This window comes from Marinobacter manganoxydans MnI7-9, assembly GCF_000235625.1.
Lineage (GTDB): Bacteria > Pseudomonadota > Gammaproteobacteria > Pseudomonadales > Oleiphilaceae > Marinobacter > Marinobacter manganoxydans.
This window is the reverse complement of the sequence record NZ_AGTR01000065.1, coordinates 23844-50644: the sequence shown is the minus strand read 5'-3', so window position 1 is coordinate 50644 and position 26801 is coordinate 23844. Positions and strand designations below refer to the sequence as shown.

The following is a 26801-nucleotide window of genomic DNA, read 5'->3' as shown; positions in this document are numbered from 1 at the left end:
CCCACATGCCCTTACCAATCTGGGCAACGCCACGGAAACCGGTTTCCAGGCCGATGTCCACGTTCCACTGCTCGTAGGCATTGATCCAGGTCGCCTGCTTCATCGCACCCTTGCGGATAAACGGACCCAGCTCCATGGAGGTATGGATCTCATCCCCGGTGCGATCCAGGAAACCGGTGTTAATAAACACAGCCCGCTCTTTCGCGGCGTGGATACAGGCTTTCAGGTTAACTGTGGTGCGACGCTCCTCGTCCATGATGCCGACCTTCAGGCTGAAGCGCGGCAGGCTCAATGCATCCTCGACACGACCGAAAAATTCGTTGGTGAATGCAACCTCTTCCGGCCCGTGCATCTTAGGCTTCACGATATACATGGAGCCTTTGGTGCTGTTCTGGAACTTGCCATTGCCCTTCATGTCGTGAATGGCGATCAGTGAGGTGATCAGACCGTCCATCAGACCTTCCGGCACTTCGTTACCGTCTTTCAGCAGGATGGCCGGGTTGGTCATCAGGTGGCCGACGTTACGGATAAACATCAGGCTGCGGCCTTTCAGGCTCAGCTCGCTGCCATCTGCCGCGGTGTAGGTGCGATCCGCATTCATCTTGCGGGTCAACTGCTCGCCACCTTTCTCGAAGGTTTCCTGCAGATCGCCCTTCATCAGGCCCAGCCAGTTGCGGTACGCAAGTGCCTTGTCGTCGGCGTCTACGGCAGCTACCGAGTCTTCGCAATCCATGATGGTGGTCAGTGCAGACTCCATCAGCACGTCTTTGACGTGGGCACCGTCGTCTTTGCCAATCGGGTGGCTGGCGTCAATCTGGATCTCGAAGTGCATGCCGTTCTTGACCAGCAGCACGCCGGTGGGCGCATCAGCAGCACCGGTGTAGCCAACAAAGCCGGCTTCGTCTTTCAGGCCCGTGGAGTCACCGTTCTGCAGCTTGACGACCAGTTTGCCACCTTCAACTACATACTTGGCAGCATCTTTGTGACTGCCAGAGGCCAGCGGTGCCGAGCTGTCGAGCAGGTTGCGGGCCCACTCGATAACTTTGGCACCGCGAACCGGATTGTAGCCACGGCCTTTTTCAGCGCCGTCTTCCTCGGAAATCGCGTCGGTACCGTACAGCGCATCGTACAGGCTACCCCAACGCGCGTTCGCAGCGTTCAGAGCAAAACGGGCGTTCATGATCGGCACCACCAGCTGAGGGCCGGCCATGGTTGCCACTTCCGGGTCGACATTGGAGGTGGAGATCTTGAACTCGGAAGGCTCGTCAACCAGGTAACCAATGTCTTTCAGGAAAGACTTGTATTCGCCCATGTCGAGCTTCTGGCCCTTGTGATCCCGGTTCCAGCTGTCCATTTTTTCCTGGATAGCATCACGCTTGGCCAGCAATTCACGGTTGCGTGGCGCCAGCTCGTTCACGATCTTGTCAAATTCTGCCCAGAATTTATCGGCATCGATTCCGGTGCCCGGGATCGCTTCGTTGTTCACGAAATCATACAGATTCTTTGCGACCTGAATGCCGCCGACTTGTACGCGTTCTGTCATCGTTGTCTGCCTCAGTGGGTTACGTTTCCCGACTCCCCCTTCATCTTGAGGGGGCATTCTAATTTGAGCGCCGCATTGTAAGGGAAAATCCTTACAAGATCATTCCTGCAGGCGCAAAACTGGTCTGACCAACCGGCAGCTCCCGGAAATTCAGGCTTTACGCCAGGTCGTCCCCTCTCGGGAATCGTCCAGAATAATACCTTTCTCGAGGAGCTCGTCGCGGATCCGGTCGGCCTCGGCAAAATTCTTTGCCTTGCGGGCATCAGCCCTGGCCTGGATCATTGCTTCAATGTCTTCGGCGCTAAGCTCACCACCCGTGTCTGCCTGGAAGAACGCCTCGGGATCCTGCTGCAGCAGCCCCAGAACACCACCAAGCCTTACCAGAATCGCCGCACTTTGCTTGGCATCGTCTTCACGACCATCGCGACGATGCTGATTGATTTCGTTGGCAACAGCGTGCAGGACGGCAATTGCACCCGCGGTGTTGAAGTCATCGTCCATCGCCTCGGCAAACCGCTCGTCGTGCTCGGATTCCGGCACATCGGCGGCCTTGGCGGGCACGATGCCTCTGAGCGCATGGTACAAACGGGTCAGAGTTCGGCCGGCCTCAGCCAGATTTTCCTCAGAGTAATCCACCTGGCTACGATAGTGGCTGGAAACCAGGAAGTAACGGACCACTTCTGCCGGGTACTTCTCCATGATCTCGCGGATGGTGAAGAAGTTACCCAGGGACTTGGACATCTTTTCTTTGTTCACCCGGATGGCACCCGCGTGCATCCAGGTGTTCACAAAAGTGTGGCCAGTGGCACATTCTGACTGGGCAATCTCGTTCTCATGGTGCGGGAACAACAGATCCGGGCCACCGCCGTGAATATCGAATGTGTCGCCGAGACAGCAGGTGGACATCGCAGAGCACTCGATGTGCCAGCCAGGACGACCATCGCCCCAGGGCGACGGCCAGCTGACCTCCCCTGCCTTTGCCGCTTTCCACAACGCGAAATCTGCAGGGCTTCGCTTGGCTTCCTGAACATCCACCCGCGCGCCCGCCAGAAGATCCTCCAGCTTTTTCTTGCTGAGCTTGCCGTAGTCATCGAAGGAATCGACCGAAAAGTAGACGTCACCATTGTCCGCTGCGTAGGCGTGGCCGCCGGCAATCAGTTTGTGGATCATCGCGATAATTTCGTCGATATACGCGGTAGCTCGGGGCTCTTCATCCGGTGACAGCACGCCGAGACGGGCTTCGTCTTCGTGCATGGCTTTGATCATCCGGTCCGTGAGTTCGTCATAGGGCTCACCGTTTTCATCCGCACGGCGCAGGATCTTGTCGTCAATATCGGTGATATTGCGAACATAGTTCACGTCGTAACCGCGATGACGCAGGTAACGGGTAATCACATCAAAGGCTACCAGCACCCGGGCATGCCCCAGGTGGCAGTAGTCATAGACTGTCATACCGCAGACGTACATCCGGACCTTGCCAGGCTCAATTGGCCGAAACTCTTCCTTCTGTTGGGTCAGAGTATTGTAGATGCGGATCACTTGCCCCCCTTGCCCCAGGAATCCCTGAGCGTAACAGTGCGGTTGAATACCGGCCGACCGGCAGCCTCGGTATGGGCCTGATCACAGAAGAAGTAGCCTTCCCGCTCGAACTGGTATGGAAGATCCATACGGGGCGCGACAAGACTCTTTTCGACGCGCGCGCCTTTGAGAACCACCAGCGATTCCGGATTCAGGTGATCCATCAGATCGCCTTCCTTGTCACTGTCCGGCGACTCGTGGTTAAACAGGCGGTCATACAGATTGATGTCTGCCTCTACACTGTCACTCGCCGAAACCCAGTGAATCACGCCGTTCGGTTTGTAGCCCTCGGGATTGACGCCCAGGGTGTTGGGATCGTACTCACACTTGAGCTCGACAATCTGGCCACTGTCGTCACGAATCACTTCCCGGCAGGTCATCACATAGCCGCCACGGAGGCGTACTGCCTGGTCCGGGGCCAGCCGCTTCCATTTACGCGGCGGCTCCATTTCGAAATCTTCCCGGTCGATATACAGAGTCTGGGTCCAGGGCACTTCCCGCTCGCCCATATCCGGATTTTGCGGGTGCACTGGCAAGGTGAGCGTTTCGCTTTGATCCGCCGGGTAATTGGTCAGCGTGACTTTCAACGGGCGCATCACACACATGGCTCTCGGGGCCCGGGTGTTGAGGTCTTCGCGAATGGCGTGCTCAAGCATGCCCACATCCACAGTGCCGCCGGCCTTGTTCACCCCGATCATGTCGCAGAAGGTGCGGATGGACTCCGGCGTGTAGCCACGCCGGCGCATACCGGAAATGGTTGGCATACGCGGATCGTTCCAGCCATCAACTACATTCTCATCCACCAGACGCTTGAGCTTCCGCTTGGAGGTGATGGTGTAGTTCAGATTCAGCCGCGCAAACTCGATCTGGCGCGGGTGGCAGGGGCCGGAGATGTTATCCAGAACCCAGTCATACAGCGGCCGGTGGTCCTCGAATTCCAGCGTGCACAGGGAGTGGGTAATCCCCTCCAAGGCATCCGAAATGGGATGGGTGAAGTCATACATCGGGTAGATGCACCACTTGTTCCCGGTCTGGTGATGTTCGGCGTAGCGGATGCGATAAAGAATCGGATCCCGCATGTTGATGTTCGGAGAAGACATATCGATCTTGGCCCGCAGCACCAGTTCGCCGTTCTGATACTTGCCGTCCCGCATATCGCGGAACAGTTGCAGACTTTCTTCCACCGGCCGATCCCGGTAAGGGCTGTTCCTGCCCGGCTCTTTGAGACTACCGCGATACTCGGCCATTTCATCTGCCGTCAGGGCGCAGACGTAAGCCTTGTCCCGGGTAATCAGTTCCTCGGCAAATTCATAAAGCGCATCAAAGTAATCCGAGGCATAAAGCACGTCCCCGGCCCACTCGTAACCAAGCCATTCCACATCCTGCTTGATGGCGTCGATGTATTCCTGGTTTTCCTTTTCCGGGTTGGTGTCGTCAAACCGAAGGTTACAGTCGCCGGAAAAGGTCTCGGCGATGCCAAAGTTCAGGCAGATCGATTTGGCGTGACCAATATGCAGGTAGCCATTGGGCTCCGGCGGGAATCGGGTGACCACCTTGCCGGTGTGCTCTCCGCTGGCGATGGCGTCTTCGATCAGGCTCTGGATAAAGTTGTGGGCTTTCTTCGACTCGGCGCTCATACAATCTCTGTTAAAAGGGGAGTGAATCTTAAACCGCGTATTATACTCACAAATCCTTTCCGGACTCATGCATAGCGGGAAAGTCTTGAGTACAATGGGGCCGTTAACGTACCTAACCTTTCTGAACAGGAAAACCTGATGATTCTGCTGAAAACCAACTACGGTGACATCAAGCTAGAACTGGACTACGACAAGGCACCGGAAACCGCCAAAAACTTTGAACAGTACGTTCGCGACGGTTTTTACGATGGCCTGATTTTTCACCGTGTGATCAGCAATTTCATGATTCAGGGCGGCGGCTTCGAGCCGGGCATGACCCCACGTAAAACCCGCGATTCGATTCAGAACGAAGCCGATAACGGACTGAGCAACATGCAGGGAACCATTGCCATGGCACGCACCATGGACCCGCACTCTGCCACAGCCCAGTTCTTTATTAACGTTGAGAATAACGGCTTCCTGGACCACACCGCCAAAAACGCGGAAGGCTGGGGCTACTGCGTGTTCGGCAAAGTGGCCGACGGCATGGACACGGTAAACGCGATTCGAGCAGTGCGCACCACCATGCGTGCAGGCCACCAGGATGTGCCTGCCGATGACGTGGTAATCGAAAAAGCCGAGGTTCTGGAGGACGCGTGACCACGCTGTTTATTTCAGATCTTCACCTCGAGGAATCCCGTCCGGATATTACTGAGGCATTTCTGGGCTTTCTCGACGGGAAAGCCAGTGGTGTTGATCAGCTGTATATTCTCGGTGATTTCTTTGAGGCGTGGATAGGAGATGACGAACGCACGCCGCTCCAGGAGCAGATTGCGACTGCCCTTCGAAAACTGCGGGACAGCGGCACCAGGATTTTCCTGATGCACGGCAACCGGGACTTTCTGATCGGCCAGGACTTCTGCGACCGGGCCGGCGCAACGCTGCTGGACGATCCGACGGTGATTGATCTGTACGGTACCCCTACCCTGCTGATGCATGGCGACAGCCTGTGCACCGCCGATGTGGAATACCAGAAGTTCCGGGCCAACATGCGTAACCCGCAGTGGCAGCAGATGATACTCCAGCGCCCCCTGAAAGACCGCCAGCAAATGGCCCGCCAGCTACGGGAAATCAGCATGGCGAAAAATCAGGGCAAGGAGGAGTTCATCATGGACGTAACGCCCGAGGAAGTGGTCAAGGACTTGGAAACGCACGGTGTCCAGCGAATGATCCATGGCCACACCCATCGCCCCGCGGTTCATGAACTGACGGCCAACGGGTCGCCGGCAAAGCGTATTGTACTGGGAGACTGGGACAAGAACGTTTGGTGGCTTGAGGCAGAGCCAGGCAAGGAGCCCGAGCTATTCAAGGAGCCGTTGTAAAAAAGCCGGGCAAATGCCCGGCTTTTTTAGTCTTGGTTTCAGTGCGCGAGTATCTGCTGGAGGAACTTCTGAGTTCTGGCTTCCTGTGGGTTGGTAAAGAACTCGTGGGGAGGTGCCTGCTCCACAATCTCGCCACCGTCCATGAAAATCACACGGTCCGCCACCGTCTTGGCAAAACCCATCTCATGGGTTACGCAGAGCATGGTCATACCGCTTCCCGCCAATTCAATCATTACGTCCAGCACTTCCTTGATCATCTCCGGATCCAAGGCCGAGGTTGGCTCGTCGAACAGCATGATCTTGGGCTTCATGCACAGGGCCCTGGCAATCGCCACACGCTGTTGCTGGCCGCCCGAAAGCTGCCCCGGGAATTTGTTAGCCTGATCCGGGATCTTGACCCGCTCAAGGTACTCCATCGCAGATGCCTCCGCTTCCTTTCGGGGCGTTTTTCGCACCCAGATCGGCGACAGGCAGCAGTTTTCCAGGACGGTCAGGTGCGGGAAGAGGTTGAAGTGCTGAAACACCATGCCGACTTCCCGCCGAACCGTATCAATGTGGCGGACATCATCGGTCAGCTCGATACCATCAACAATGATTTTGCCCTGCTGATGCTCCTCCAGCCGGTTGATGCAACGGATGAAGGTGGATTTTCCCGAGCCGGATGGCCCACAGATGACAATTCTCTCGCCCTGATCAACGGTCAGGTTGAGATCTTTGAGAACATGGAAGTCCCCGTACCACTTGTGCATGCCCTCAACCCGGATAATCCCCGGTTTTTTTCCCGGCTGGTCCTTCGGCGGGGTCTGCATTTCTGAGGTTTGTGTTTGGTCTGTCATAGGATTACCCGTCAGGTCTTATGACCAGTGTCTAGTTTTCGTTCAAGGTTCTGGCTGTATCTGGAGATGCCGAAGCAGAAGACCCAGAAACAGAACGCCACAAATACATAGCCCTCAATGGCAACATTCTGCCAGGCCGGATCGGTAACCGTGGACTGGACTGTGCCGAGGATATCGAAGAGGCCGATAATCAACACCAGCGTGGTGTCCTTGAACAGGGAAATGAAGGTGTTCACGATACCCGGAATAACCATCTTCAGAGCCTGCGGCAGGATGACCAGCCCCATTTTGCGCCAGTATCCCAGCCCCAGAGCATCGGCAGCCTCATACTGGCCCCGGGGAATGGCCTGCAGGCCACCGCGAATCACTTCCGCCATGTAAGCGGACTGCCACAGGGTTATACCAATCAGCGCCCGGGCCAGTTTCTCGAAGTTCACACCTTCCGGGAGAAACAGCGGCAGCATCACCGAAGCCATGAACAGAACCGTGATCAACGGAACCGCCCGCCATACCTCGATAAAGACCACACAGATCCCGCGGATGATCGGCATCTCGGAGCGACGACCCAGCGCCAGCAATATGCCAATGGGCAACGACGCAATAATCCCGATGTAAGCCAGGATCAGGGTCAGCATCAGGCCGCCCCATTTCGAGCTCTGCACTTCTTCCAGGCCGAAACTGCCTCCGGGAATCAGGAAGTAGCCAACAATGGGCAAACCAAAGATACCGAACAGCCCGAGCCACTTGCGGCCGGGGAACCGCTCGATGAACTGGGGTACAAAGGAAACCGCCAGCAGCAGGAACATCACGTCGACCCGCCACTGCAGTTCATCCGGGTAGAATCCGTAGATAAAGAAATTCAGACGCTGGCTGATAAACAGCCAGCAGGCACCCACTCCCGTACAGGCGCTCGGATCACTGCCAACAAAGTTGGCGTCGAGGAAAAACCAGTTGAGCAAAGGCCCTACACTGGTCACCAGCAGATAGGCCACACCCAGCGTCAATACCGTGTTGAACCAGCCGGAGAACAGGTTCTCCCGCATCCACTTGACCGGACGGAGCGCCTTCTTGGGTGCTTTCATGGTTGACTCGGTCATCATCGCTCCTTAATGGCCACAGCTCGGTTGTAAATATTCATGAACAACGAGATCAGCAGACTGATGGTCAGATATACCGCCATGGTAATGGCGACAACCTCGACGGCCTGCCCCGTCTGATTCAGCGTGGTGCCCATGAAGACCGCCACGAGATCCGGGTAACCGATGGCCGTTGCCAGGGAGGAGTTTTTCACCAGATTCAGATACTGACTGGTGAGCGGCGGAATGATGACCCGCATGGCCTGCGGTATCACCACCAACCTGAGGGTAAGACCATTGGGCAGCCCCAAAGCCTTGGAGGCCTCGGTTTGTCCCTTGCTGACCGACAGAATACCGGAGCGCACGATTTCAGCGATGAAGCTGGCGGTGTACAGCGACAGTGCAATCCACAGAGCCGCCAACTCCGGAATGATGGTAATTCCCCCGCCAAAGTTGAAGCCCCTGAGCGCTGGCAAATCCCACTCAAGAGGCCGACCGGCCACGAGATAAGAGATTATCGGTACCAGCACCAGAATTGCCACGCCGACCTTGAAGGTCGGGAAGATCTGTCCGGTCGCCAACTGGCGTTTTTTCGCCCATATCCGAATCCCGACGACAGCAGCGATGGCAAGCAGAATACCGCCCCAGACAATTCCGAAACCCTCCTGGGTCACTGGATCTGGCAGGTAAAGGCCCCGGTTGTTCAGGAACAGCGCTCCACCGACATCAACACTCTGGCGTGGTGACGGAAGATTGCTGAGTACGGCAAAGTACCAGAAGAAAATCTGCAGAAGCAGCGGTATGTTGCGGATCACTTCGATGTAAACCAGCGCCATTTTGGCCACAAGCCAGTTACTCGAGAGTCGCGCAACACCAATGATGAAACCGAGAATGGTGGCGGCAACGACACCCATCGCGGAAACAAGCAATGTATTGGTTAGACCAACCCAGAAGGTTCGGCCATAAGACATGGTTGCATCATAAGGCACCAGATTCATGATGATGCCGAACCCGGCGGTTTCACCGAGAAAACCGAAACCGGTGCTGATGCCACGGCTTTCCATGTTGGAAAGCGTGTTATCGACGAGAATCCATCCGCCCCAGAACACGAGGGCAATGGCTATCGCCTGAAAGAAGAGTGAGCGGACCCGGGGGTCGTACCAGGGCTTGGGCCCTGCAGGTCGGGTATCGATTGTTTGTTTTTTCATGGATTGTCCTGAAGAGCTTCCCTGTGGTTTACAGCATCAGAGATAACGGCGAAGCCTCCCACAGGAGACTTCGCCGTATGCCTTCAGGTCTTAACGGACCGGCGGCGCATACATGATACCGCCTTCAGTCCAGAGCGCGTTGATTCCGCGATCCAGTCCCAGCGGGGTATCCGGTCCTACGTTGCGGTCATACATTTCACCGTAGTTGCCAACCAGTTTCACGGCCTGATAACCGAAGTCATCCGGCAGTCCAAGCTTGGCACCCATGTCGCCATCGGTACCCAGCAGGCGCTGGATATTCGGGTTGTCGGACTTCAGCATGTCGTCGGCGTTGGCGCTGGTCACGCCCAGCTCTTCGGCATTGATCTGCACGGAGAGCACCCACTTGACGATGTTGAACCACTGATCGTCACCCTGGCGAACAACCGGGCCCAGGGGCTCCTTGGAAATGGTGTTCGGCAGGATCTTGGCTGAACTCGGATCGGACAGCTTTGAGCGGAGCGCCGCCAGCTGCGAACGGTCGGAGGTCAGAACGTCGCAACGACCCGCCGCAAAGCCCTGAACGGTTTGCTCGGAGGTGTCGAACACGATCGGCTTGAATTCCATGCCCTTGGCGCGGAAGTAATCCGACAGGTTCAGCTCGGTGGTAGTACCGGCCTGGATACAGATGGTGGCACCGTCCAGCTGGGTGGCATCGTCCACACCGATACCCTTGTTGATCAAAAAGCCCTGACCATCGTAATAATTCACGCCGGCAAAGTTCAGGCCCAGGGACGCATCGCGGGTCAGTGTCCAGGTGGTGTTACGGGAGAGCATGTCGATTTCACCCGACTGCAGGGCGGTGAAACGCTCCTTTGCAGTCAGTGGAGTAAACTCAACCGCGTTTGCGTCACCGAAGATGGCTGCAGCAACCGCGCGGCAGGTATCCACGTCGATACCGGTCCAGTTACCTTTTTCATCAGGCTGCGAGAAGCCAGGCAAACCGCTGGTCACGCCGCACTGGAGGTGACCTTTCTCCTTGACGTTCTCCAGAGTTGTAGCTGCCATGGCACCAGTGGCCGAGAACGTACCTACGGCCAGAGCAATCCCCAGGGCAATCGATTTCGTCTTTCTCATTGTCTTTTCTCCGAACATCAGTTGGTTTTATCGCGACGAGTGTAATCAGCAATTTGCAAGCCACTCGGCGTAAGCCGATGATTTATATTATTTTTATCAATCACCGGTGCGTTTCAGGCGAATCTGGAACGAAGTAATACCATTTCATGCACCAGTTCGGCGCTTTCGCTCCAACCCCATGCGCCAAAAAAAGGCAGACCAAGGGCCGCGCCTATTAAAAGTAGAACAAGGTTCGGGAAATGAACTAGTTTTTATGCAAAATTATTTCGAAATTTTGAAGACTGGGGGCTCTGCGTAGGTCTCGAGGCGCTTCCGCCACCCCGGCAGCCAGCGCTCCCGCTCGATGGGATTCTCCGCGTTTGCTGCCCGTCGCGTCAGAACGGTGTCAGCTGCTTCCCTGAATTTAACAAGGGCGCTCTGATCTGGTGATTCAGACATTTCCAAAAGCACCTGCAGCAGCCCCCAGCCCTGGCCCTCATAGCGCTCCGTAGGCGAAAGCCCCTCGCCCTTGAAATTCACATAGTCGATGATGGCGTAAACGCCACCGGGCGTCTGGCTCAAGGACTCCAGCCTGGCAGCGATCTCTGGCTTTTGATCATCCGGGGCTGCCTCAATAATCTTTCCAAGCGATTTCCTGGCGCGACGGAATATGAATTCAGCCTGGATCCCCTGGGTACCCGCCAGAAACTCTCGCAGCTCTGCTACTCGTGGTGAATCGTCTACAGCCAGAAAGTCTGCTTTTTCGCGCCAGGGAGCGTCAAAAGGCTCGAGCGCTCTCAACCATTCGGGAATATTGACCTGACGCTGTTCCATGTATTCCATAAGGGCCGGAAAACTTTCCACGAATCGCCCTTCAACGCCCTCCGGATACCAGATGAAGTGACCGATACCCAATGACGGAAACGCCTCGCCGTCGTTCCAGTGGACCAGACACTGAAAACGCCCTGCGCACTCGTTCCGGAAAATCTGTTGGCCTACCCAGTCCAGCTGAGCGGAGGTCAGTGCCAGCGAGACATCGACATCCGGGCCAGTCGGTGAAGTAAGTTGTTGGCCATCGGATTCGGGCGCGTTATCCACATTAGTGGAATCACAACCAGTTACCACCAAAACACTCATCAGAGAGATCAATACAAGGTATTTACCAAACACCAGCGCCTCCGGGAAAGTCAGAATTGTGCGCGATCACGCTACCGCATGTTCTGCCAGCCTGGCTTTTATGTCATCCGGAATCGGCAGTGCCTTCTCGATTTCGTAATCAAAGTGAATTAACACTGCAACACCCCGGGCAATCTGCTTGTCGCCCTGCCAGGCTTCCTGAATCACATGAAACGAGGAATTGCCGATCTTACCGATGCCTGTTTTGATCTTGACCGGAATATGCCAGTAGCTCTGTGCCATCAGATCAATCTCAAGTCGTGCAATGATCAGCGGCCAGGTCTCGGCTTCAAGGGTCGGGTGAAAAATACGGAAAACCGGCGTCCTGGCCTGCTCGAACCAGACCGGTAGAGTGGTATTGCTGATATGCCCGAGGGCATCGGTATCGCTGAAACGTGGTTCCAGTTCCAGATAAAACATAGCGGCTTCCCTCTTTCTGAAAACCGCCTACTATACACCGGCCGGGCCTAAAGACCCCAGAGCCGAGACTAAGGCAGGATACGCAGAATCCGTCCATCCGCACTGTCAGTGAGCAGATACACCGCCCCATCAGGCCCGGTAGCCACGTCCCGGATCCGTTCGCCCATTGCTTCGAACAGACTCTCTACGTCGCTTGCATGGCCAGCTTCCAGCGTGACGCGGTGAACGCTTTTATCAGCAAGGGCGCCGACCAGGAGGTTTCCCTGCCAGTCCGGAAACAGCTCACCCCGATAGCGGGTCATGCCTGAAGGGGCAATTGAAGGGGTCCAGTGCAACAACGGTTGCTCCATACCTTCCCGCTCAACAAAGGGCGTGATCATGGCGCCGGTGTAATCGATGCCGTGCGTGATCACGGGCCAGCCATAGTTGTGTCCCGGCTCGATAATATTTATCTCATCACCGCCGCGGGGGCCATGTTCATGAGCAATCAAGACGTTTTCGACGGAATCAAACACCAGCCCCTGAACGTTCCGGTGCCCGTAACTGTATATTTCCGGCAGAGCGCCTTCCCTGCCAACGAAGGGGTTGTCGGCGGGAACACTGCCATCCGGGTTCAGCCTCACGATCTTGCCCAGATGACTGGACAGGTTCTGCGCCTGCTCCCGATAGTCAAATCCGTCTCCCAGCGTCACGATCAGCGTACCATCCGGAAGCCAGGCCATTCGGCCACCGTAGTGGGCGCTGCCTTCCTTGGCCGGCTTGGCACGGAATATCTCGACAACCTCCGTCAAGGCCTCCGCCTGCAACTGACCACGGGCCACGCACAGGTGATTCGCAGAGGCCGTCCCGCAAGCGTAGGCGAGAAAGACCAGTTGGTTATTCTCAAAGTCCGGCGACAACAGCACACCGAACAGACCTGCCTGAGCATCATTGAAAACCGGCGGAACTCCGGTAATCGGCGCCTGGCCGAGCTCCCACTCCTCTGAAATCATCCGCAACCGCCCTGCCCGCTCCGTCACAAGGGCGCCACCACCGGGAAGAAACGCCAGGGACCAGGGATGCTCCAGCCCGGAAGTCAACGTCTCGACGGTGTAGTCGCTCAAGGACTGGGCCTGTGTCGGACCTGGCAGCGCCCCGAGGCCAACCGCCAGGCAAATGGCCAGCAGGGTTCCTGAGGCGTGGCTACTGACCCCGGTGGCAGGCCTGGCAGTAAGTCTGGCGAACAGGGCTCCGGCAAATGCGGCGGTTAACAGCATGGCAAGCAGACCTCCCCCGGTTCGGGTCGCCGCAATCAGGGTTGGCATGGGAGCCAGGGCATTAACCAACACTAGTGCAACCCACAGCCCGGATGCCCCGGCCAGGGCGAACAGTGGCACCCGAAGTCCGCGCCCCACGAAACGGGAAACGACCGCCGCAGCGCCCTGGGAAATAAGGAAACTGAGTCCAAAGAGGAGCAGGTAGAGCGGCGCAAAAGAGACCAGATCATGCCCGGTGGCAGAAATGCGAGCTTCAAGCCCAACCGCTACACCCATAGCCTGAAGGGCCCACAGATTTAGCTGGGTCTGAACTACGGTGCCAAGAATTACCCCGACCGCCAGTGCCACCAAAAAGCTGATGACGTTTCTCTTCGTTAACTGCCGTCCTGCCATTGCTCCGCCTCCAAAGCCCTTTGCCGTTTATACGACCCATTCTGTCAGATACAAACACAAAAAAGCCGGAGCATCACGCTCCGGCTTTTTTCGAGGCGGATTCAGCCCGCGAGCTCACTGCTCCACGAACGCCCGCTCAATCACGTAATGACCCATATCGCCGCCCCGGGCTTCCTTGAAGCCCATGTTGTTCAGGATGGCGCAGGTGTCCTTCAGCATGCTTGGGCTGCCGCAGATCATGAACCGGTCATTCTCCGGGTCAAAATCCGGCAGGTCCAGATCACGGGTGATTTTGCCGGTCTCCATGGCATCGGTCAGCCTCCCCTGGTTGCGGAAGTCTTCCCGCGTCACAGTCGGATAGTAAACCAGCTTGCCCTGGACCATTTCGCCGAAGTATTCGTTCTCCGGCAGCTCTTCGATCTCCTTCTGATAAGCCAGCTCGGAGACGTAACGCACGCCATGGGTCAGAATAACCTTGTCGAACGCTTCGTAAACTTCCGGATCCTTGATGATGCTCATGAAGGGCGCCAAACCGGTGCCGGTGCTGATCAGCCACAGATTCTTTCCGGGCAGAAGGTTGTCCAGAATCAGCGTCCCTGTCGGCTTGCGGCTCACCAGAATTTCGTCACCTACCTGGATTTTCTGAAGGCGGGAGGTCAGTGGGCCGTCCTGGACCTTGATCGAGAAGAACTCAAGCTCTTCCTCGTAATTGGCACTGGCGATACTGTAAGCGCGCATCAAAGGCTTACCCTCGGTCTCCAGGCCGATCATGACAAAGTGCCCGTTCTTGAAACGGAAGCCCGGATCACGGCTTGTGGTAAAGCTGAACAGGGTATCGTTCCAGTGATGGACGCTGGTAACTTTCTCTTTAATCAGGTTGCTCATGTAAACCTCTTGCCTGTTCGTTACGCTTTCTTACGGCGAATGATTCAATTTTGGATTGCGCTAAGTCTAACCCGACACTAACCTATCGGGAAAATGGGATATTCTCATAACCTTATTCGAGTGAGCCGATTAAGAGCGAAAAGTTATGAAGTACAGTTTTCGACAGCTGGAAGTTTTCCTGGCAGCCGCCCATTTCCAGAACATTACCCGTGCTGCCGAATCGCTGGCCATGTCGCAATCGGCAGCCAGCAGTGCGCTGAAAGAACTGGAAAACCAGTTCGACATCCAGCTGTTCGACCGCGTTGGCAAACGGCTCCAGTTAAACGAGCTGGGGCGGCTTTACCGCCCCAAGGTGGAGGCCGTCCTTGCCCAGGCCAATGAGCTGGAACAGGCCTTCAGCAAACACACGGAGGTGGGCGCCCTGAAAGTCGGGGCCACCCTGACTATCGGGAACTATTTGGCCGTGGGGGTCATGGCCCAATACATGAATACCCCTACCCATCCCAGAGTCTCCCTCGAAGTCGCCAATACCAGCACCATCGCAAGACGAGTGAGGGACTTCGAGCTGGATATTGGTTTGATCGAGGGGGAATTGCAGTCTTCAGAACTGGATGTATTGCCCTGGCGGGGAGATGAGTTGGTGGTGTTCTGTTCACCCACCCATCCACTGGCCCAAAAAACATCACTGACGGATGAAGACCTGCGCACCGCCACCTGGATCATGCGTGAGCAGGGGTCAGGAACCCGCCAGAGTTTTGAGCGGGGCATGCACGGCCTGTTGCCGGATCTGAATGTGCTGCTGGAGCTGGAACACACCGAGGCCATAAAACGGGCAGTGGAAGCCGACCTGGGCATTGGCTGCCTTTCGGAAGTGGTGCTGGCCGACGCGTTCAAGCGCGGAAGTCTGGTGCCACTGACGGTACCGGAACACCGTCAGTTTGATCGGCAGTTCTATTTCATCCTGCACAAGCAGAAATACCGTAGCGCCGGAATTGATGCCTGGATAGAGCTTTGTCGGCAGTTACGCTGAGATGGGCCCGCTGTGAAAGCGAAACTCCTGATCCGGATCTTCAATCAACGCCCGCTCCAGGGCCAGAAAATCCTCCGCACGGGCCGCGATCGGTTCACCAGCGGCCTGCTCGGCCAGAGTCAAGTAGTCCTGGTAATGCCGGGCTTCGGACTTCAGCAAACTGGTGTAGAAATCCGCCAGCTTCTCATCCAGGAACGGAGCGAGCGCGGCAAACCGTTCACAGGAGCGCGCCTCGATAATGGCGCCCACAATCAACACATCCACCAGGCGGCCAGGATCTTCTGACCGGACTTCCTGTCTTAATCCTGCCGCGTATCGGGCCGGGGTAAGATGGCAATAGTCCACGCCGCGCTTTTTCATAATCGCGAGCACCTGCTCGAAATGCCGGAGCTCCTCACGGGCCAGCCGGGACATCTTGTTCAGCAGGTCGGTGTTGTCAACGTACCGGTACATCAGGCTGAGCGCGGTGGAGGCGGCCTTCTTTTCGCAATGGGCGTGATCGATCAGCATCAGGTCCTGGTTCGCCAGGGCATTGTCGATCCATTGCTGAGGGGTCCGGCACGGCAGGAAGTTGTGAATCTCTTGCAGGGCGTCGTTCATGGTTGAATACAGTTGTTGATTTGCGGGCGGCGAGTATAGCGCACTTAACAGATTCCTCCGACCTCTGTCCAACTTAACTTTATAAGGGGTTTCCTATAGAATGCAGCGCCAGATAAAGGAGTCTCTGAATAAACCCTGAAACCCCATCGGTGATTTGAGGCATTATTCAGAGGCTCCTGCGGCCTTTCCGCCAAAACCTCCCGCCAAGGCATGAAGCCAACGGCGCGGGACATTCCAACTGATGAGGGTCCATATCGTGTTAGAAGCCTATCGTGAACACGTTGCCGAACGTGAAGCCCTGGGTATTCCTCCCAAGCCCCTGAACGCCGAGCAGACTGCTGCTCTGGTCGATCTGCTGAAAAACCCGCCGGCCGGCGAGGAAGACACCCTGGTGTATCTCCTGGAAAACCGCGTACCGCCGGGTGTCGACGAAGCCGCCTACGTAAAGGCCGCGTTCCTGACTGCTATCGTAAAAGGCGAAGCCTCCTCTCCGCTGCTGGACAAGCCGACAGCAGTCAAGCTGCTGGGCATGATGCAGGGTGGCTATAACATTGCGACCCTGGTTGATCTTCTGGACGACTCCGAGCTGGCTGAGCTGGCCGGTGAGCAGCTGAAGCGCACCCTGCTGATGTTCGACGCCTTCAACGACGTGAAGGAAAAGATGGACGCTGGCAATCCGGTTGCCAAGGCAGTTATCGAATCCTGGGCCAACGGCGAGTGGTTCACCAATAAGAAGAAGGTACCAGAGAGCACCAAGATGGTGGTGTTCAAGGTCACTGGCGAAACCAACACCGACGACCTGTCTCCGGCTCCGGATGCCTGGTCCCGTCCGGACATCCCGCTGCATGCCCGCGCTGCCTACAAAATGGAACGCGACGGCCTGAAGCCGGAAGAGCCCGGCGTTACCGGTCCCATGAGCCAGATCGACGAGATCAAGTCCAAAGGCCTGCCTGTAGCCTTCGTAGGTGATGTTGTCGGTACCGGTTCCTCCCGTAAGTCGGCCACCAACTCCGTTCTGTGGTTCTTCGGTGACGACATTCCGGGCGTGCCGAACAAGCGTGCCGGCGGTGTCTGCATCGGTAACAAGGTCGCTCCCATCTTCTTCAACACCATGGAAGATGCCGGTGCCCTGGTGTTCGAAGCCCCCGTCGACGACATGAACATGGGCGATGTTATCGAGATCCGCCCGTATGACGGCAAGATCCTGAACGAGGCCGGCGAGACTATCTCCGAGTTCAAGTTCAAGTCTGATGTGATCCTGGACGAAGTTCAGGCCGGCGGCCGTATCCCGCTGATCATCGGCCGTGGCCTGACTGCCAAGGCCCGCACAGCACTGGGCATGGGCGCGACCGACCTGTTCCGCTTGCCAAAAGATCCCGAAGCCGGCACCAAAGGCTTCACCCTGGCCCAGAAGATGGTTGGCAAGGCCTGTGGCCTGGAAGAAGGCAAAGGCGTTCGTCCGAACACCTACTGCGAGCCGCACATGACCACCGTAGGCTCCCAGGACACCACCGGTCCGATGACCCGGGACGAACTCAAAGACTTGGCGTGTCTTGGCTTCCAGGCTGACCTGGTTATGCAGTCTTTCTGCCACACCGCTGCCTACCCGAAGCCGGTTGACGTGGAAATGCAGCACACCATGCCGGACTTTATCCGTACCCGCGGCGGTGTTTCACTGCGCCCGGGCGACGGCATCATCCACTCCTGGCTGAACCGCATGCTGCTGCCGGACACCGTGGGCACCGGTGGTGACTCCCACACCCGTTTCCCGATGGGCATCTCCTTCCCGGCCGGTTCCGGTCTGGTAGCGTTTGCCGCGGCGACCGGCGTTATGCCTCTGGACATGCCGGAATCCGTTCTGGTTCGCTTCAAGGGCGAAATGCAGCCCGGCATCACCCTGCGCGATCTGGTACACGCCATCCCGCTGTACGGCATCAAGCAAGGCATGCTGACCGTTGAGAAGAAAGGCAAGATCAACGAATTCTCCGGCCGCATCCTGGAAATTGAAGGCCTTGAGCACCTGACCGTTGAGCAGGCGTTCGAGTTGTCTGACGCTTCCGCCGAGCGTTCCGCCGCGGGTTGTACCATCAACCTGTCTGAAGACTCCGTGGCCGAGTACCTGCGTTCCAACATCACCATGTTGCGCTGGATGATTGCCGAGGGTTACGGCGATCCGCGTACCCTGGAGCGTCGTGCCCAGCAGATGGAAGAGTGGCTGGCTGATCCGAAGCTCATGCGTGCCGACAAAGATGCCGAGTATGCACACGTCATCGAAATCGATCTGGCTGACATCAAAGAGCCGATCGTATGCTGCCCGAATGATCCGGACGATGCCAAGTTCCTGTCCGAAGTGGCTGGCGACAAGGTTGACGAAGTATTCATTGGCTCCTGCATGACCAACATCGGTCACTTCCGCGCCGCCGGCAAACTGCTTGAGCAGCACAAAGGCCCGCTGAGCACGCGTCTGTGGATGTCGCCGCCGACCAAGATGGATCAGGCGCAGCTGATGGAAGAAGGTTACTTCAACACCTACGGCACCGCCGGTGTTCGCACCGAGATGCCGGGCTGCTCCCTGTGCATGGGTAACCAGGCACGCGTAGCTCCGAAGTCGACGGTACTGTCCACTTCCACCCGTAACTTCCCGAACCGCCTCGGCGATGGTGCCAACGTGTACCTGACGTCTGCGGAACTGGCGGCTGTGGGTGCGGTTCTGGGCAAACTCCCCTCCCCTGCGGAGTACATGGAGTACGCGAAGGACCTGAACAGCATGTCGAAAGAGATCTACAAGTATCTCAACTTCGACCAGATGGAGAACTACACCAAGAAGGCTGCTGAGGCGAATGTCGCCTGAGCATCAAGCCTTTACGGTAATCTCCACGAAAAACGCCAGCCCTCGGGCTGGCGTTTTTTTATGCCCCGAAAAGCTTATCGCTCAAGCAGGATTTTGCCGACAGCCTCACCCGACTCAATACGACGATGCGCGTCACTGATCTGGGTGAACTTGTAGCGTTGAGTATCCAGCAACGGTTTGACCTTGCCCTGCTCCAGCATGTCACACAATGCCTTCACCAATCGTGGCTGATCGTCCATGCCGATCCCGTGTAATAGCGAAATCGAACGGAAGATCACGTGCAGGGTCAGACTCTTGGCGTGCATCTGACTGAGATCATGGGTTGACCGGGTATTGATTGAGCACAGGCGACCATTCACTGCCGCGGCCTCAATGGACTTGTCCACGTTTCCACCACCGACGGTATCGAACACCAGGCTGAAGCCCTTGCCGTTTGTCAGGCGCTGCTTGTAGTCCTCTACCGACTCATCCCGGTAAAAGATAATGTCGTCGGCACCCAGTGCCCGCGCCTGCTCCGCTTTCGCTTCGTTTGAGACGGTGGTGGCGACCCGGGCACCCAGGTATTTGGCAATCTGGATGGCAACGTGGCCGACGCCACCGGTGCCGGCATGAATCAGCACATGCTCACCGGGCTGAATCCCCGCCCGATCGACCAGGGCGCTCCAGGCAGTCAGGAACACCAGCGGCAATGCCGCACAATCAGCCAGAGGCAATTCCATGGCCGGAGTACGCTTACCCAGCAATCGAACATCGGCGATCATGAAATCTGCCAGCGCGCCCTGCCAGCCCCCGACGCCACCGGCGCATCCAAACACTTCATCGCCTTCGGCAAAGCCGGCCACACCGGGGCCAACCTTATCCACCACTCCCGAGACGTCACCATTCAGGATCGCGGGCATTGCCGGGCCGGTTTTCACCAGCCCTGAACGAATTTTGGTTTCGAGCGGGTTCACACTGGAAGCCACCACCCTGATGCGAACCTGACCTTCATCAGGCTCTGGTGTGTCCACTTCCCGCTCAACGAACACATCCGGCCCGCCAAACTCTTCAATGACCATTGCTTTCATTTTTTCTATACCTCCTCAAATCATGATCAGTACAGGATCAGTCGAACCAGAATAGCCGCCACCATTATCAGGGTTATTCCCTTGACCCAGCGCGCGCCCTGCTTGCTCATGTTTACCCGGGTTGCTATAAAGGCACCGGTGACATTGCCAAGAGCCAGGGTCAGCCCGACACTCCAGCGCACCTGATCGTTGATAGCGAATACCACCAGCGCGGCAAAGGTAAAGGGCAGCACGATGGAAACCTTGAGCACGTTCACCTGCCTCAGGTCGATTTTCAGCATGTGGTAAAGCACCACGATGAACAGCACACCAACGCCGACCTGTATAAACCCGCCGTACATGCCAACCACAAACATCGCCAGGTAGATGCCCGGACTCAGCCGGTCTGTGGTCAGGGGGCGGGTATTCAGTGAGGGCTGAGGTAACAGCATGAATACCGAGGCACCGATCATGGCCGACACCAGGACGACCTCGAACACCGCGTCTGACACCCAGGTCGCAACCCAGGCGCCCAGGAGCGAACCGAGAATTGCCGGCACAGCAAGGTGCAGACTGACCATCAGGTTGCCATGCCCCATGCGGTAGAAACTGCCCACCGCAGTGATGCTCTGCAACGTAATGGCCACCCGATTGGTACCGTTGGCCACCTGCGGCGGCAACCCCAGGAACATAAGCAACGGGAGGGTCAGCATGGACCCTCCCGCGGACAACACGTTAATGAAGCCGGCAATGCCACCCAGCGCTAACAGAGCCAGGATCTCAAACAGTGTCATCGTCAGGGTCCTGTCATGCAGCTGCTGGCGTGGCCATCCGGCGGCCCTGGCGGCTACTCCACACGAACGCAAAGACAAAGATCACCAGGCCAGCGCCATCCAGCAGCACCTGGCCATGGGGCCAGAGCATCAACAAACCGATGGGGAACATCAGCAGACGCACCACTGGATTCAGCGGATGCTCAAGGTATCCTTCAAGCCCCGCTACGATGGCGTAAACGCCGAATAACGCGAAGCAGAACACCTGAATCATTTCGGTGAAGTTCCCGGTAATCAACGGTGAGTAGGCGAACAGTAGCGGCACTATGTAAAGGCCCTTGGCCAACTTCCAGGCGGTAAAGCCGGTCCGCATCTGTGGTGTGCCGGCAATCGCCGCCGCGGCGAAGGCCGTGAGACAGACCGGCGGTGTCACGTTGGAGTCCTGGGATAACCAGAAGATCACCATATGCGCCGCCACCAGGGTTATCGACAGGGTTGCCGGTGACAGTGCCTGCTCAAGCAGCTGACTGCTGAAGGTGTCCGGAACGGAGGCCAGCAGTTGCTGCGCCGTAGCCGTGTCCATGGGCGCATTCAGCAACTCCATTTTATCGGGTGCTACCAGCATGAAGATGGACTTGGCCTGCTCCGGGAGGTTGCCACTCACAAGCAGGTCCAGCAGCTGACTCTGTGCAATCAGGTTGTAGATAGCCGGCGCGGAGAGTGTGGCGAGCACGATATAAGCTGCCGTTACCGGCAGGCCCATACCAAGGATGAGCGACGCCAGGGCGACCAGCAGGATGGTGATCAACAGGCTGCCACCGGCCCAGTCAGTAATCATTATTGAAAAAGTATTGCCGATCCCGGTAGTGGACACCACCATCACTATCAGCCCCACAGTGATCAGCAGAATCGCTGTTGTGGTGATATTGCGGGCACCCATCACCAGGGCGTCCAGAATGTCCCGAGGCCCCATGGGATGCTTCGACAGCCACGAGGCGACGATCACGGAGAGGATGGCTATTCCGGCCGCGTAGGTAGGCGTGAATCCATAAACCAGCGCTGCAACCAACACCACCAAGGGCATCAGAAAATGCCAGCCATCTTTCAGCACCTCTTTCAACGTAGGCGCTTCAGCATCCTCCAGCCGGGTGGCGTGGCTGCGTTTGGCTTCAATACGGACAAACATGGCCACCGAAAGGAAGTAGAGCAGCGCCGGCAATGCGGCGACAGAAATGATCGTGAGATAGGACACCTGCGTATAAGAGGCCATAATAAAGGCCCCCGCGCCCATCACCGGTGGCATCAGCTGACCACCCGTCGAGGCCGCTGCCTCAACCCCTGCAGCAAAACGGGCAGGGAAACCGGCCTTACGCATCAGCGGAATCGTGATCACACCGGTAGATACAGTATTAGCGACACTTGAGCCAGACACCGAACCCATCAGTCCTGAAGAAAATACGGCAACGAATCCCGGGCCGCCAACGAAGCGCCCCGCAGCGCAGCGAGCAAGCTCAATGATAAAGTCTCCGGCACCGGACTTTACCAGGAAGGCCCCAAACAGAATAAACATGAAGACATAGGTCCAGGAGATCCGGGCAATCGACCCAAGCATACCCTGCCCGCCAATGTAGGAGCGAAACAGCACAGTCTCCCAGGTGAGCCCCGGGAAATTAAAAATGCCGTCAACATACTGGCCCCACCAGGCGACATAGGATAACGCCAGAATGCACAGTACCGGGATAAACCAACCCACTGTTCTGCGGCCAAATTCAAGGATCAGCAATACCGCTGCAATCGAGACGATCCAGTCACCGGTACTGAAATTAACGCCTCGCTCATAGAGCGCGTTCTCGAACAGAATCAGGTAAGCGGCACAGGCCATCGCCGCCAGACCAAGAAAAACATCGATGCCAAGCACAGCCCGCTTACCAGCCACTGAGCGAGCCTTGAACATGGGGGTGGTCAACGCACAGATCAGTCCGAAAAGACCAAAGTGCAAAGCTGAGGTCCAGAGCTCTGACAGCGTAGAAACCGTGTTGAAATAGAGGTGTATCAGTGAGGTGAGAATCGCGAGGCCAAAAATCACCGGCCCGAAGAGCCGGTGATCAAGGCGTTCGCCAGCTTCGCTGGCACTTTCATCACGGACCTCGCTGAGAGGCCCGCCTGTTGATTGGTCTGCCACAACTACTCCGCAATCAGCCGTTCTGGAATCTCAATTCCCTGCTCACGGTAAAAACGCGCAGCCCCGGGATGCAGCGGCATCGGCAGACCGGCAATCGCTTTCTCCAGCGCCATGGCCTTGGTTGCCGGATGAATGTTATTCAGAAACGCCAGGTTGGCATAAATTGTCTTGGTGATTTGATACACGTCCTCTTCCGGGACATCCGCTCGGGCCGCCATGATGTTCGGCTGGGCGATAGTATTGATGTCCTTGTCCTGGTTCGGATAGGTACCAGCCGGGATCAGGTAGGGCGTCCAGAGCTCAAAATCACTGTTCACCTCGGCCAGCTGCGCCTCGGTAAAGTCCAGTGTTGTTATTTCGCCACCGAGGTTGGCGTAGGCACGGGTAACCGCAGATGCGGGGACACCGGCCGGAATGTTCATACCATCGATGTTTCCATTCTGCATGGCGTCAGCGCTGGGACCATAGCCGAGATAGGCGATGTCCACCTGCTCCAGATCAATTCCGACCTTGCCCAGGATAAAACGACCGGAACCTTCAGTACCGGAATTCCGGGCTCCAATAGAGAAGCTCTCATCGTAAAGGTTGGTCATATCCGAAATAGTACCGGTCTCAACCACGTTGTTACGGACCACAAAATGCTCAACGTTCTGCCAAAGCATGGAAACCGAGCGCAGATTTTTATAGGCCTGTGGTACTGGCCCTGTGCCGTTCCAGGCGTAGGCGCCGTATAGCCCCTGCAAAATACCGAACTGGATCTGCCCCTCGTCCATCAACTTCAGATTTTCGCCTGATCCGGCTGAACTGATGGCGGACACGGAAATATTGGTCGTTGGTTCCAGTTTTACCTTAACCAACGTGGAAATAGCGACGCCAACCGGATAGTAGGTGCCACCCGTAGTCGCAGTGCCCATTACATAATTACCCTCGGCGTGCACCCCCGAGGAAAAAGAAACCATAGCCGCCGCAAGCAGGCTCAGTGTTGATTTCAGATATCGATTGTTTCTCATAACCCTTTGTCCTTTCGCGATTATTGTTTTCTCAAGCTGGAATCTGACCTTAATTAATGTAGCGGCTCGGACAGAGATCTACCAGCTCAAATCATGAACCATCGCCTATGGTCTAAGTCATTCCAGCTTCCACCAACAGGCCTCCGGCGTCAGATACAACAAACCCCCGCCCTTGAGGCGAGGGTTTGTTGACATCAGCACGACTCGCATAAGCGCCAAACCTGAAGTTCCGGCGCCCAGCTGCTAGCGCCCTAGCGTGTAATGTGCTGATACTCGTTTGCGTCTTCGGTAGCCATACTCACCGCAACAATGGCGATGAAAGCAGCAATAAAGCCAGGAATGATCTCATAAACACCAGGACCACCCATAAACTCACCGTTCCAACCCAGAGAAATCCAGATCATAACCGTAGCTGCACCCACTACCATGCCAGCAATGGCACCGGCACCATTCGTGCGCGGCCACATCAGCGACAGGATAATCAGCGGACCAAAAGCTGCACCGAAGCCGGCCCAGGCATTACTGACAAGGGCCAGAACCTGTGAATTCGGATCGGATGCAATGACCGCGGCAACCAGGCCAACCAGCACCACACACACCCGGCCAATATTGACGCACTCCTTATCGGTTGCTTCCTTGCGCAGGAACAGTCGATAGAAATCTTCAGTCAAAGAAGATGAAGACACCAGCAACTGACTCGAGATGGTGCTCATAACTGCCGCAAGCAGAGCTGCATACAGGAAACCGGTGATCAGCGGATGGAACAGCAGATCGGACAGAATGATGAAGATCGTTTCCGGATCCGCAATATCCATACCGTTACGAACGGCATACGCCCGGCCGAAAACACCCAGCGAGATCGCACCAATCAGGGAGATACCCATCCAGCCCATGCCAATATTACGGGCAATCGGAACATCCTTCAGGGTACGGATGGCCATAAAGCGCACGATAATGTGAGGCTGACCGAAATACCCCAGGCCCCAGGTAACCGCAGACAACCAACCGATGAAGGTCAGGCCTTCCGTCCATGACAGAAGCGTGGGATCGACCGAGTTCAGAGTTTCAGCAGCCTGGCCAAAACCGCCACCGCCTTCTCCGAATAGCACAACCGCGGGCATGATCACCAGTGCCAGCATCATGATGCAGCCCTGCACGAAGTCCGTCATGCTTACTGCCAGGAAACCACCCACAACGGTGTAGGCCAGCACCACGCCCAGCGTAATGACAATACCCACCGCGTAATCACTCAAGCCACCAAAGTTGAAAATACCGGAAAACGCACTTTCAAACAGTTTGCCGCCAGCAACCAGACCGGACGCAGTGTAAACCGCAAAAAAGATGACGATAACGATAGCGGATACCGTTCTCAGCGATAACGCCTGAGTCGGGAAGCGGTTAGCAAGGAAAGACGGAATGGTAATGGCATTCCCATAGTGAACCGTCTGTTCCCGAAGGCGCGGTGCAACCAGCGTCCAGTTGAAAAACGCACCGACAAAGAGGCCAATACCGATCCACGCGGAACCCAGGCCAGATACATACAAAGCTCCGGGAAGACCCAGAAGCAGCCAACCACTCATATCCGAGGCACCCGCCGAAAGGGCGGCCACTTTCGGACTGAGCGCCCGTCCGCCTAGCATGTAATCCTCAGATGATGAGGTAGATCTGCGCATCGCGAATATGCCAATGGCAATCATGAGCGCAAAATATGCAAAGAGACTTATCCAAACACCAATAGCCATAGGGCTCCTCCGGTTTAATGAGTCGGAATCAGGTTCGCTCGCGAAGCACAGAACTGACCTGCCGACAACGCGCTGCACTGTTCTTCTTGTTCACACGAAAATTGTTCCTTATCGGAACGGGATTGTTCAGTGACTCACCTGCGCGGCGTGATCCTCATCTCGGGTTCTTGACGCCAATGCAGTCAGCCATTCAAGCCAGGCTCCCAACCGCTATAAGTTAGTATTACTACGGACGCCAGGCTTACGAAATCCTACGATTCTTTTGCACAATCCTACGGTTGTAGGGCTCAGAACACGGAATCAGGCAGCGTAAGCACCCGCCTGTAGCCTGGACGGCGTGGTTCCCTTGTATTTTCGTAACGCGTTGGTCAAAGCGCTCTGAGATGAGAAGCCGGTTCTGTAACTGATTTCAGATACCGAGAGTGACGTTGAGACAAGAAGTTCAGAGGCCTGCTCCAGACGCGTCTGAAGAAGGAATTGATGGGGCGTTATACCAGCGGCATCCCTGAATACCTCGTGAAAGCGGCTGACACTGAGACAGGCCTTCCCCGCCATTTCCTCAACGGTGATTTTTCGGTGCAGGTTATTGAGGATGTACGATCGAACGACTTCCGGGCTTACGGGGTTCCGATCGGGAGATTGCGTCTGCCCGCCGGCTATCCTGTCGGCCATGCAGTAGAGAATACTGGTAGCCAGGTGCTGCTGGAGCGTTGCGTTCTCTGGCGCGCGATCAAATTCGGTAGCGGTGAACTGGACAAAGCCCTGCAAACGACTGTCCATTTGCAGGGTGCGCGGCTTCTCAAAGACTCGCATCATCCGCTCGTAATCCGCATGGGCCGGAGTGTTAAACGCGGGAGTCAGTGGATCAAGATTAATGACCAGAACATGGTTGGAGTGACTGCCACAAAAATCGTGCTGGGCTTCCGTGGGCACGAAACAGGCTCTCCAGGTATCCAGACGAGCCCCTGTCCCGTCGACACTCAGTTCGGCTTCCCCTCTGACACCGATCACGATCTGATGATGTTCGTGGCGGTGCTGATGCGCTGCGCTGGGGAGTTTTAGAAGTTTTGCGTCGACCATCAAGACTGCCAGTCTTTAATTGA

22 protein-coding genes are annotated in these 26801 nt (G+C 56.5%); 4 read left to right on the top strand and 18 right to left on the bottom strand.

Annotation, left to right across the window (positions count from 1 at the left end; translation table 11 throughout):
• The 3 genes from KYE_RS15155 to KYE_RS15145 form a co-directional block, all read right to left on the bottom strand.
• Positions 1-1543: malate synthase G (locus KYE_RS15155; RefSeq protein ID WP_008175014.1), on the bottom strand; the 1543-nt coding region annotated here is incomplete at its 3' end.
• Between the two features lie 150 nt (positions 1544-1693).
• Positions 1694-3082: a cysteine--tRNA ligase gene (cysS, locus tag KYE_RS15150; protein WP_008175013.1), complete on the bottom strand. Its 1389-nt coding sequence runs from the start codon at positions 3080-3082 to the stop codon at positions 1694-1696.
• The gene (locus tag KYE_RS15145; RefSeq protein WP_008175012.1) at positions 3079-4758 is read right to left on the bottom strand and encodes a glutamine--tRNA ligase/YqeY domain fusion protein; all 1680 of its coding nucleotides are present in this window, start codon (positions 4756-4758) and stop codon (positions 3079-3081) included. The genes cysS and KYE_RS15145 overlap by 4 nt, the downstream gene beginning before the upstream one ends.
• A gap of 138 nt (positions 4759-4896) precedes the next feature.
• On the opposite strand from KYE_RS15145, the gene KYE_RS15140 reads away from it, so the two are divergent.
• Positions 4897-5397, top strand: coding sequence for a peptidylprolyl isomerase (locus KYE_RS15140; RefSeq protein WP_008175011.1), 501 nt, complete (start codon positions 4897-4899; stop codon positions 5395-5397).
• Complete coding sequence (locus tag KYE_RS15135; RefSeq protein ID WP_008175010.1) at positions 5394-6119, top strand: UDP-2,3-diacylglucosamine diphosphatase; 726 nt, start codon at positions 5394-5396, stop codon at positions 6117-6119. The genes KYE_RS15140 and KYE_RS15135 overlap by 4 nt, the downstream gene beginning before the upstream one ends.
• Positions 6120-6157: 38 nt before the next feature.
• Here KYE_RS15135 and KYE_RS15130 read toward each other — a convergent pair whose 3' ends face one another.
• The 8 genes from KYE_RS15130 to KYE_RS15095 form a co-directional block, all read right to left on the bottom strand.
• A complete protein-coding gene (locus KYE_RS15130) occupies positions 6158-6928 on the bottom strand; it encodes an amino acid ABC transporter ATP-binding protein (protein ID WP_014577526.1) in 771 nt (256 codons plus the stop codon).
• 38 nt (positions 6929-6966) lie between these two features.
• On the bottom strand, positions 6967-8052 hold the full coding sequence (locus KYE_RS15125; protein WP_008175008.1) for an amino acid ABC transporter permease: 1086 nt from the start codon (positions 8050-8052) through the stop codon (positions 6967-6969).
• Complete coding sequence (locus KYE_RS15120; protein WP_008175007.1) at positions 8052-9239, bottom strand: amino acid ABC transporter permease; 1188 nt, start codon at positions 9237-9239, stop codon at positions 8052-8054. Before KYE_RS15120 ends, KYE_RS15125 begins: the two co-directional genes overlap by 1 nt.
• A gap of 90 nt (positions 9240-9329) precedes the next feature.
• A complete protein-coding gene (locus KYE_RS15115; protein WP_008175006.1) occupies positions 9330-10355 on the bottom strand; it encodes an amino acid ABC transporter substrate-binding protein in 1026 nt (341 codons plus the stop codon).
• 261 nt (positions 10356-10616) lie between these two features.
• Positions 10617-11504, bottom strand: coding sequence for a hypothetical protein (locus tag KYE_RS15110; protein ID WP_008175005.1), 888 nt, complete (start codon positions 11502-11504; stop codon positions 10617-10619).
• Positions 11505-11537: 33 nt separating this feature from the next.
• A complete protein-coding gene (locus KYE_RS15105) occupies positions 11538-11930 on the bottom strand; it encodes an acyl-CoA thioesterase (RefSeq protein ID WP_008175004.1) in 393 nt (130 codons plus the stop codon).
• A gap of 68 nt (positions 11931-11998) precedes the next feature.
• Complete coding sequence (locus KYE_RS15100) at positions 11999-13579, bottom strand: PQQ-dependent sugar dehydrogenase (RefSeq protein WP_008175002.1); 1581 nt, start codon at positions 13577-13579, stop codon at positions 11999-12001.
• 114 nt (positions 13580-13693) lie between these two features.
• Positions 13694-14464, bottom strand: a complete 771-nt coding sequence (locus tag KYE_RS15095; RefSeq protein ID WP_008174999.1) for a ferredoxin--NADP reductase — start codon at positions 14462-14464, stop codon at positions 13694-13696.
• 145 nt (positions 14465-14609) lie between these two features.
• Here KYE_RS15095 and KYE_RS15090 point away from each other — a divergent pair, with 145 nt between their 5' ends.
• A complete protein-coding gene (locus KYE_RS15090) occupies positions 14610-15494 on the top strand; it encodes a LysR family transcriptional regulator (protein ID WP_008174997.1) in 885 nt (294 codons plus the stop codon).
• Here KYE_RS15090 and KYE_RS15085 read toward each other — a convergent pair.
• Positions 15486-16094 carry a tRNA-(ms[2]io[6]A)-hydroxylase gene (locus tag KYE_RS15085; protein WP_008174995.1) on the bottom strand — a complete coding sequence of 203 codons (609 nt, stop codon included), beginning with the start codon at positions 16092-16094 and terminating at the stop codon, positions 15486-15488. The two genes, KYE_RS15090 and KYE_RS15085, sit on opposite strands and share 9 nt — an antisense overlap.
• Positions 16095-16350: 256 nt before the next feature.
• Between KYE_RS15085 and KYE_RS15080 the strand changes: the two genes are divergently transcribed.
• Positions 16351-18945: a bifunctional aconitate hydratase 2/2-methylisocitrate dehydratase gene (locus KYE_RS15080; RefSeq protein WP_008174993.1), complete on the top strand. Its 2595-nt coding sequence runs from the start codon at positions 16351-16353 to the stop codon at positions 18943-18945.
• 74 nt (positions 18946-19019) lie between these two features.
• Here the strand turns inward: KYE_RS15080 and KYE_RS15075 are convergent, their stop codons facing one another.
• The 6 genes from KYE_RS15075 to KYE_RS21210 form a co-directional block, all read right to left on the bottom strand.
• Positions 19020-20012 carry a zinc-dependent alcohol dehydrogenase family protein gene (locus KYE_RS15075; RefSeq protein ID WP_008174991.1) on the bottom strand — a complete coding sequence of 331 codons (993 nt, stop codon included), beginning with the start codon at positions 20010-20012 and terminating at the stop codon, positions 19020-19022.
• 26 nt (positions 20013-20038) lie between these two features.
• Positions 20039-20785: a sulfite exporter TauE/SafE family protein gene (locus KYE_RS15070; protein WP_008174989.1), complete on the bottom strand. Its 747-nt coding sequence runs from the start codon at positions 20783-20785 to the stop codon at positions 20039-20041.
• Positions 20786-20798: 13 nt separating this feature from the next.
• The gene (locus KYE_RS15065) at positions 20799-22946 is read right to left on the bottom strand and encodes a TRAP transporter permease (RefSeq protein WP_008174987.1); all 2148 of its coding nucleotides are present in this window, start codon (positions 22944-22946) and stop codon (positions 20799-20801) included.
• Between the two features lie 2 nt (positions 22947-22948).
• Positions 22949-23956, bottom strand: a complete 1008-nt coding sequence (locus KYE_RS15060) for a TAXI family TRAP transporter solute-binding subunit (protein ID WP_008174985.1) — start codon at positions 23954-23956, stop codon at positions 22949-22951.
• A gap of 251 nt (positions 23957-24207) precedes the next feature.
• Entirely contained in the window at positions 24208-25698 is a 1491-nt protein-coding gene (gene putP / locus KYE_RS15055; protein WP_008174984.1) for a sodium/proline symporter PutP, read from the bottom strand.
• A gap of 300 nt (positions 25699-25998) precedes the next feature.
• Positions 25999-26778: a helix-turn-helix domain-containing protein gene (locus KYE_RS21210; protein WP_008174983.1), complete on the bottom strand. Its 780-nt coding sequence runs from the start codon at positions 26776-26778 to the stop codon at positions 25999-26001.
• Positions 26779-26801 lie beyond the last annotated feature (23 nt).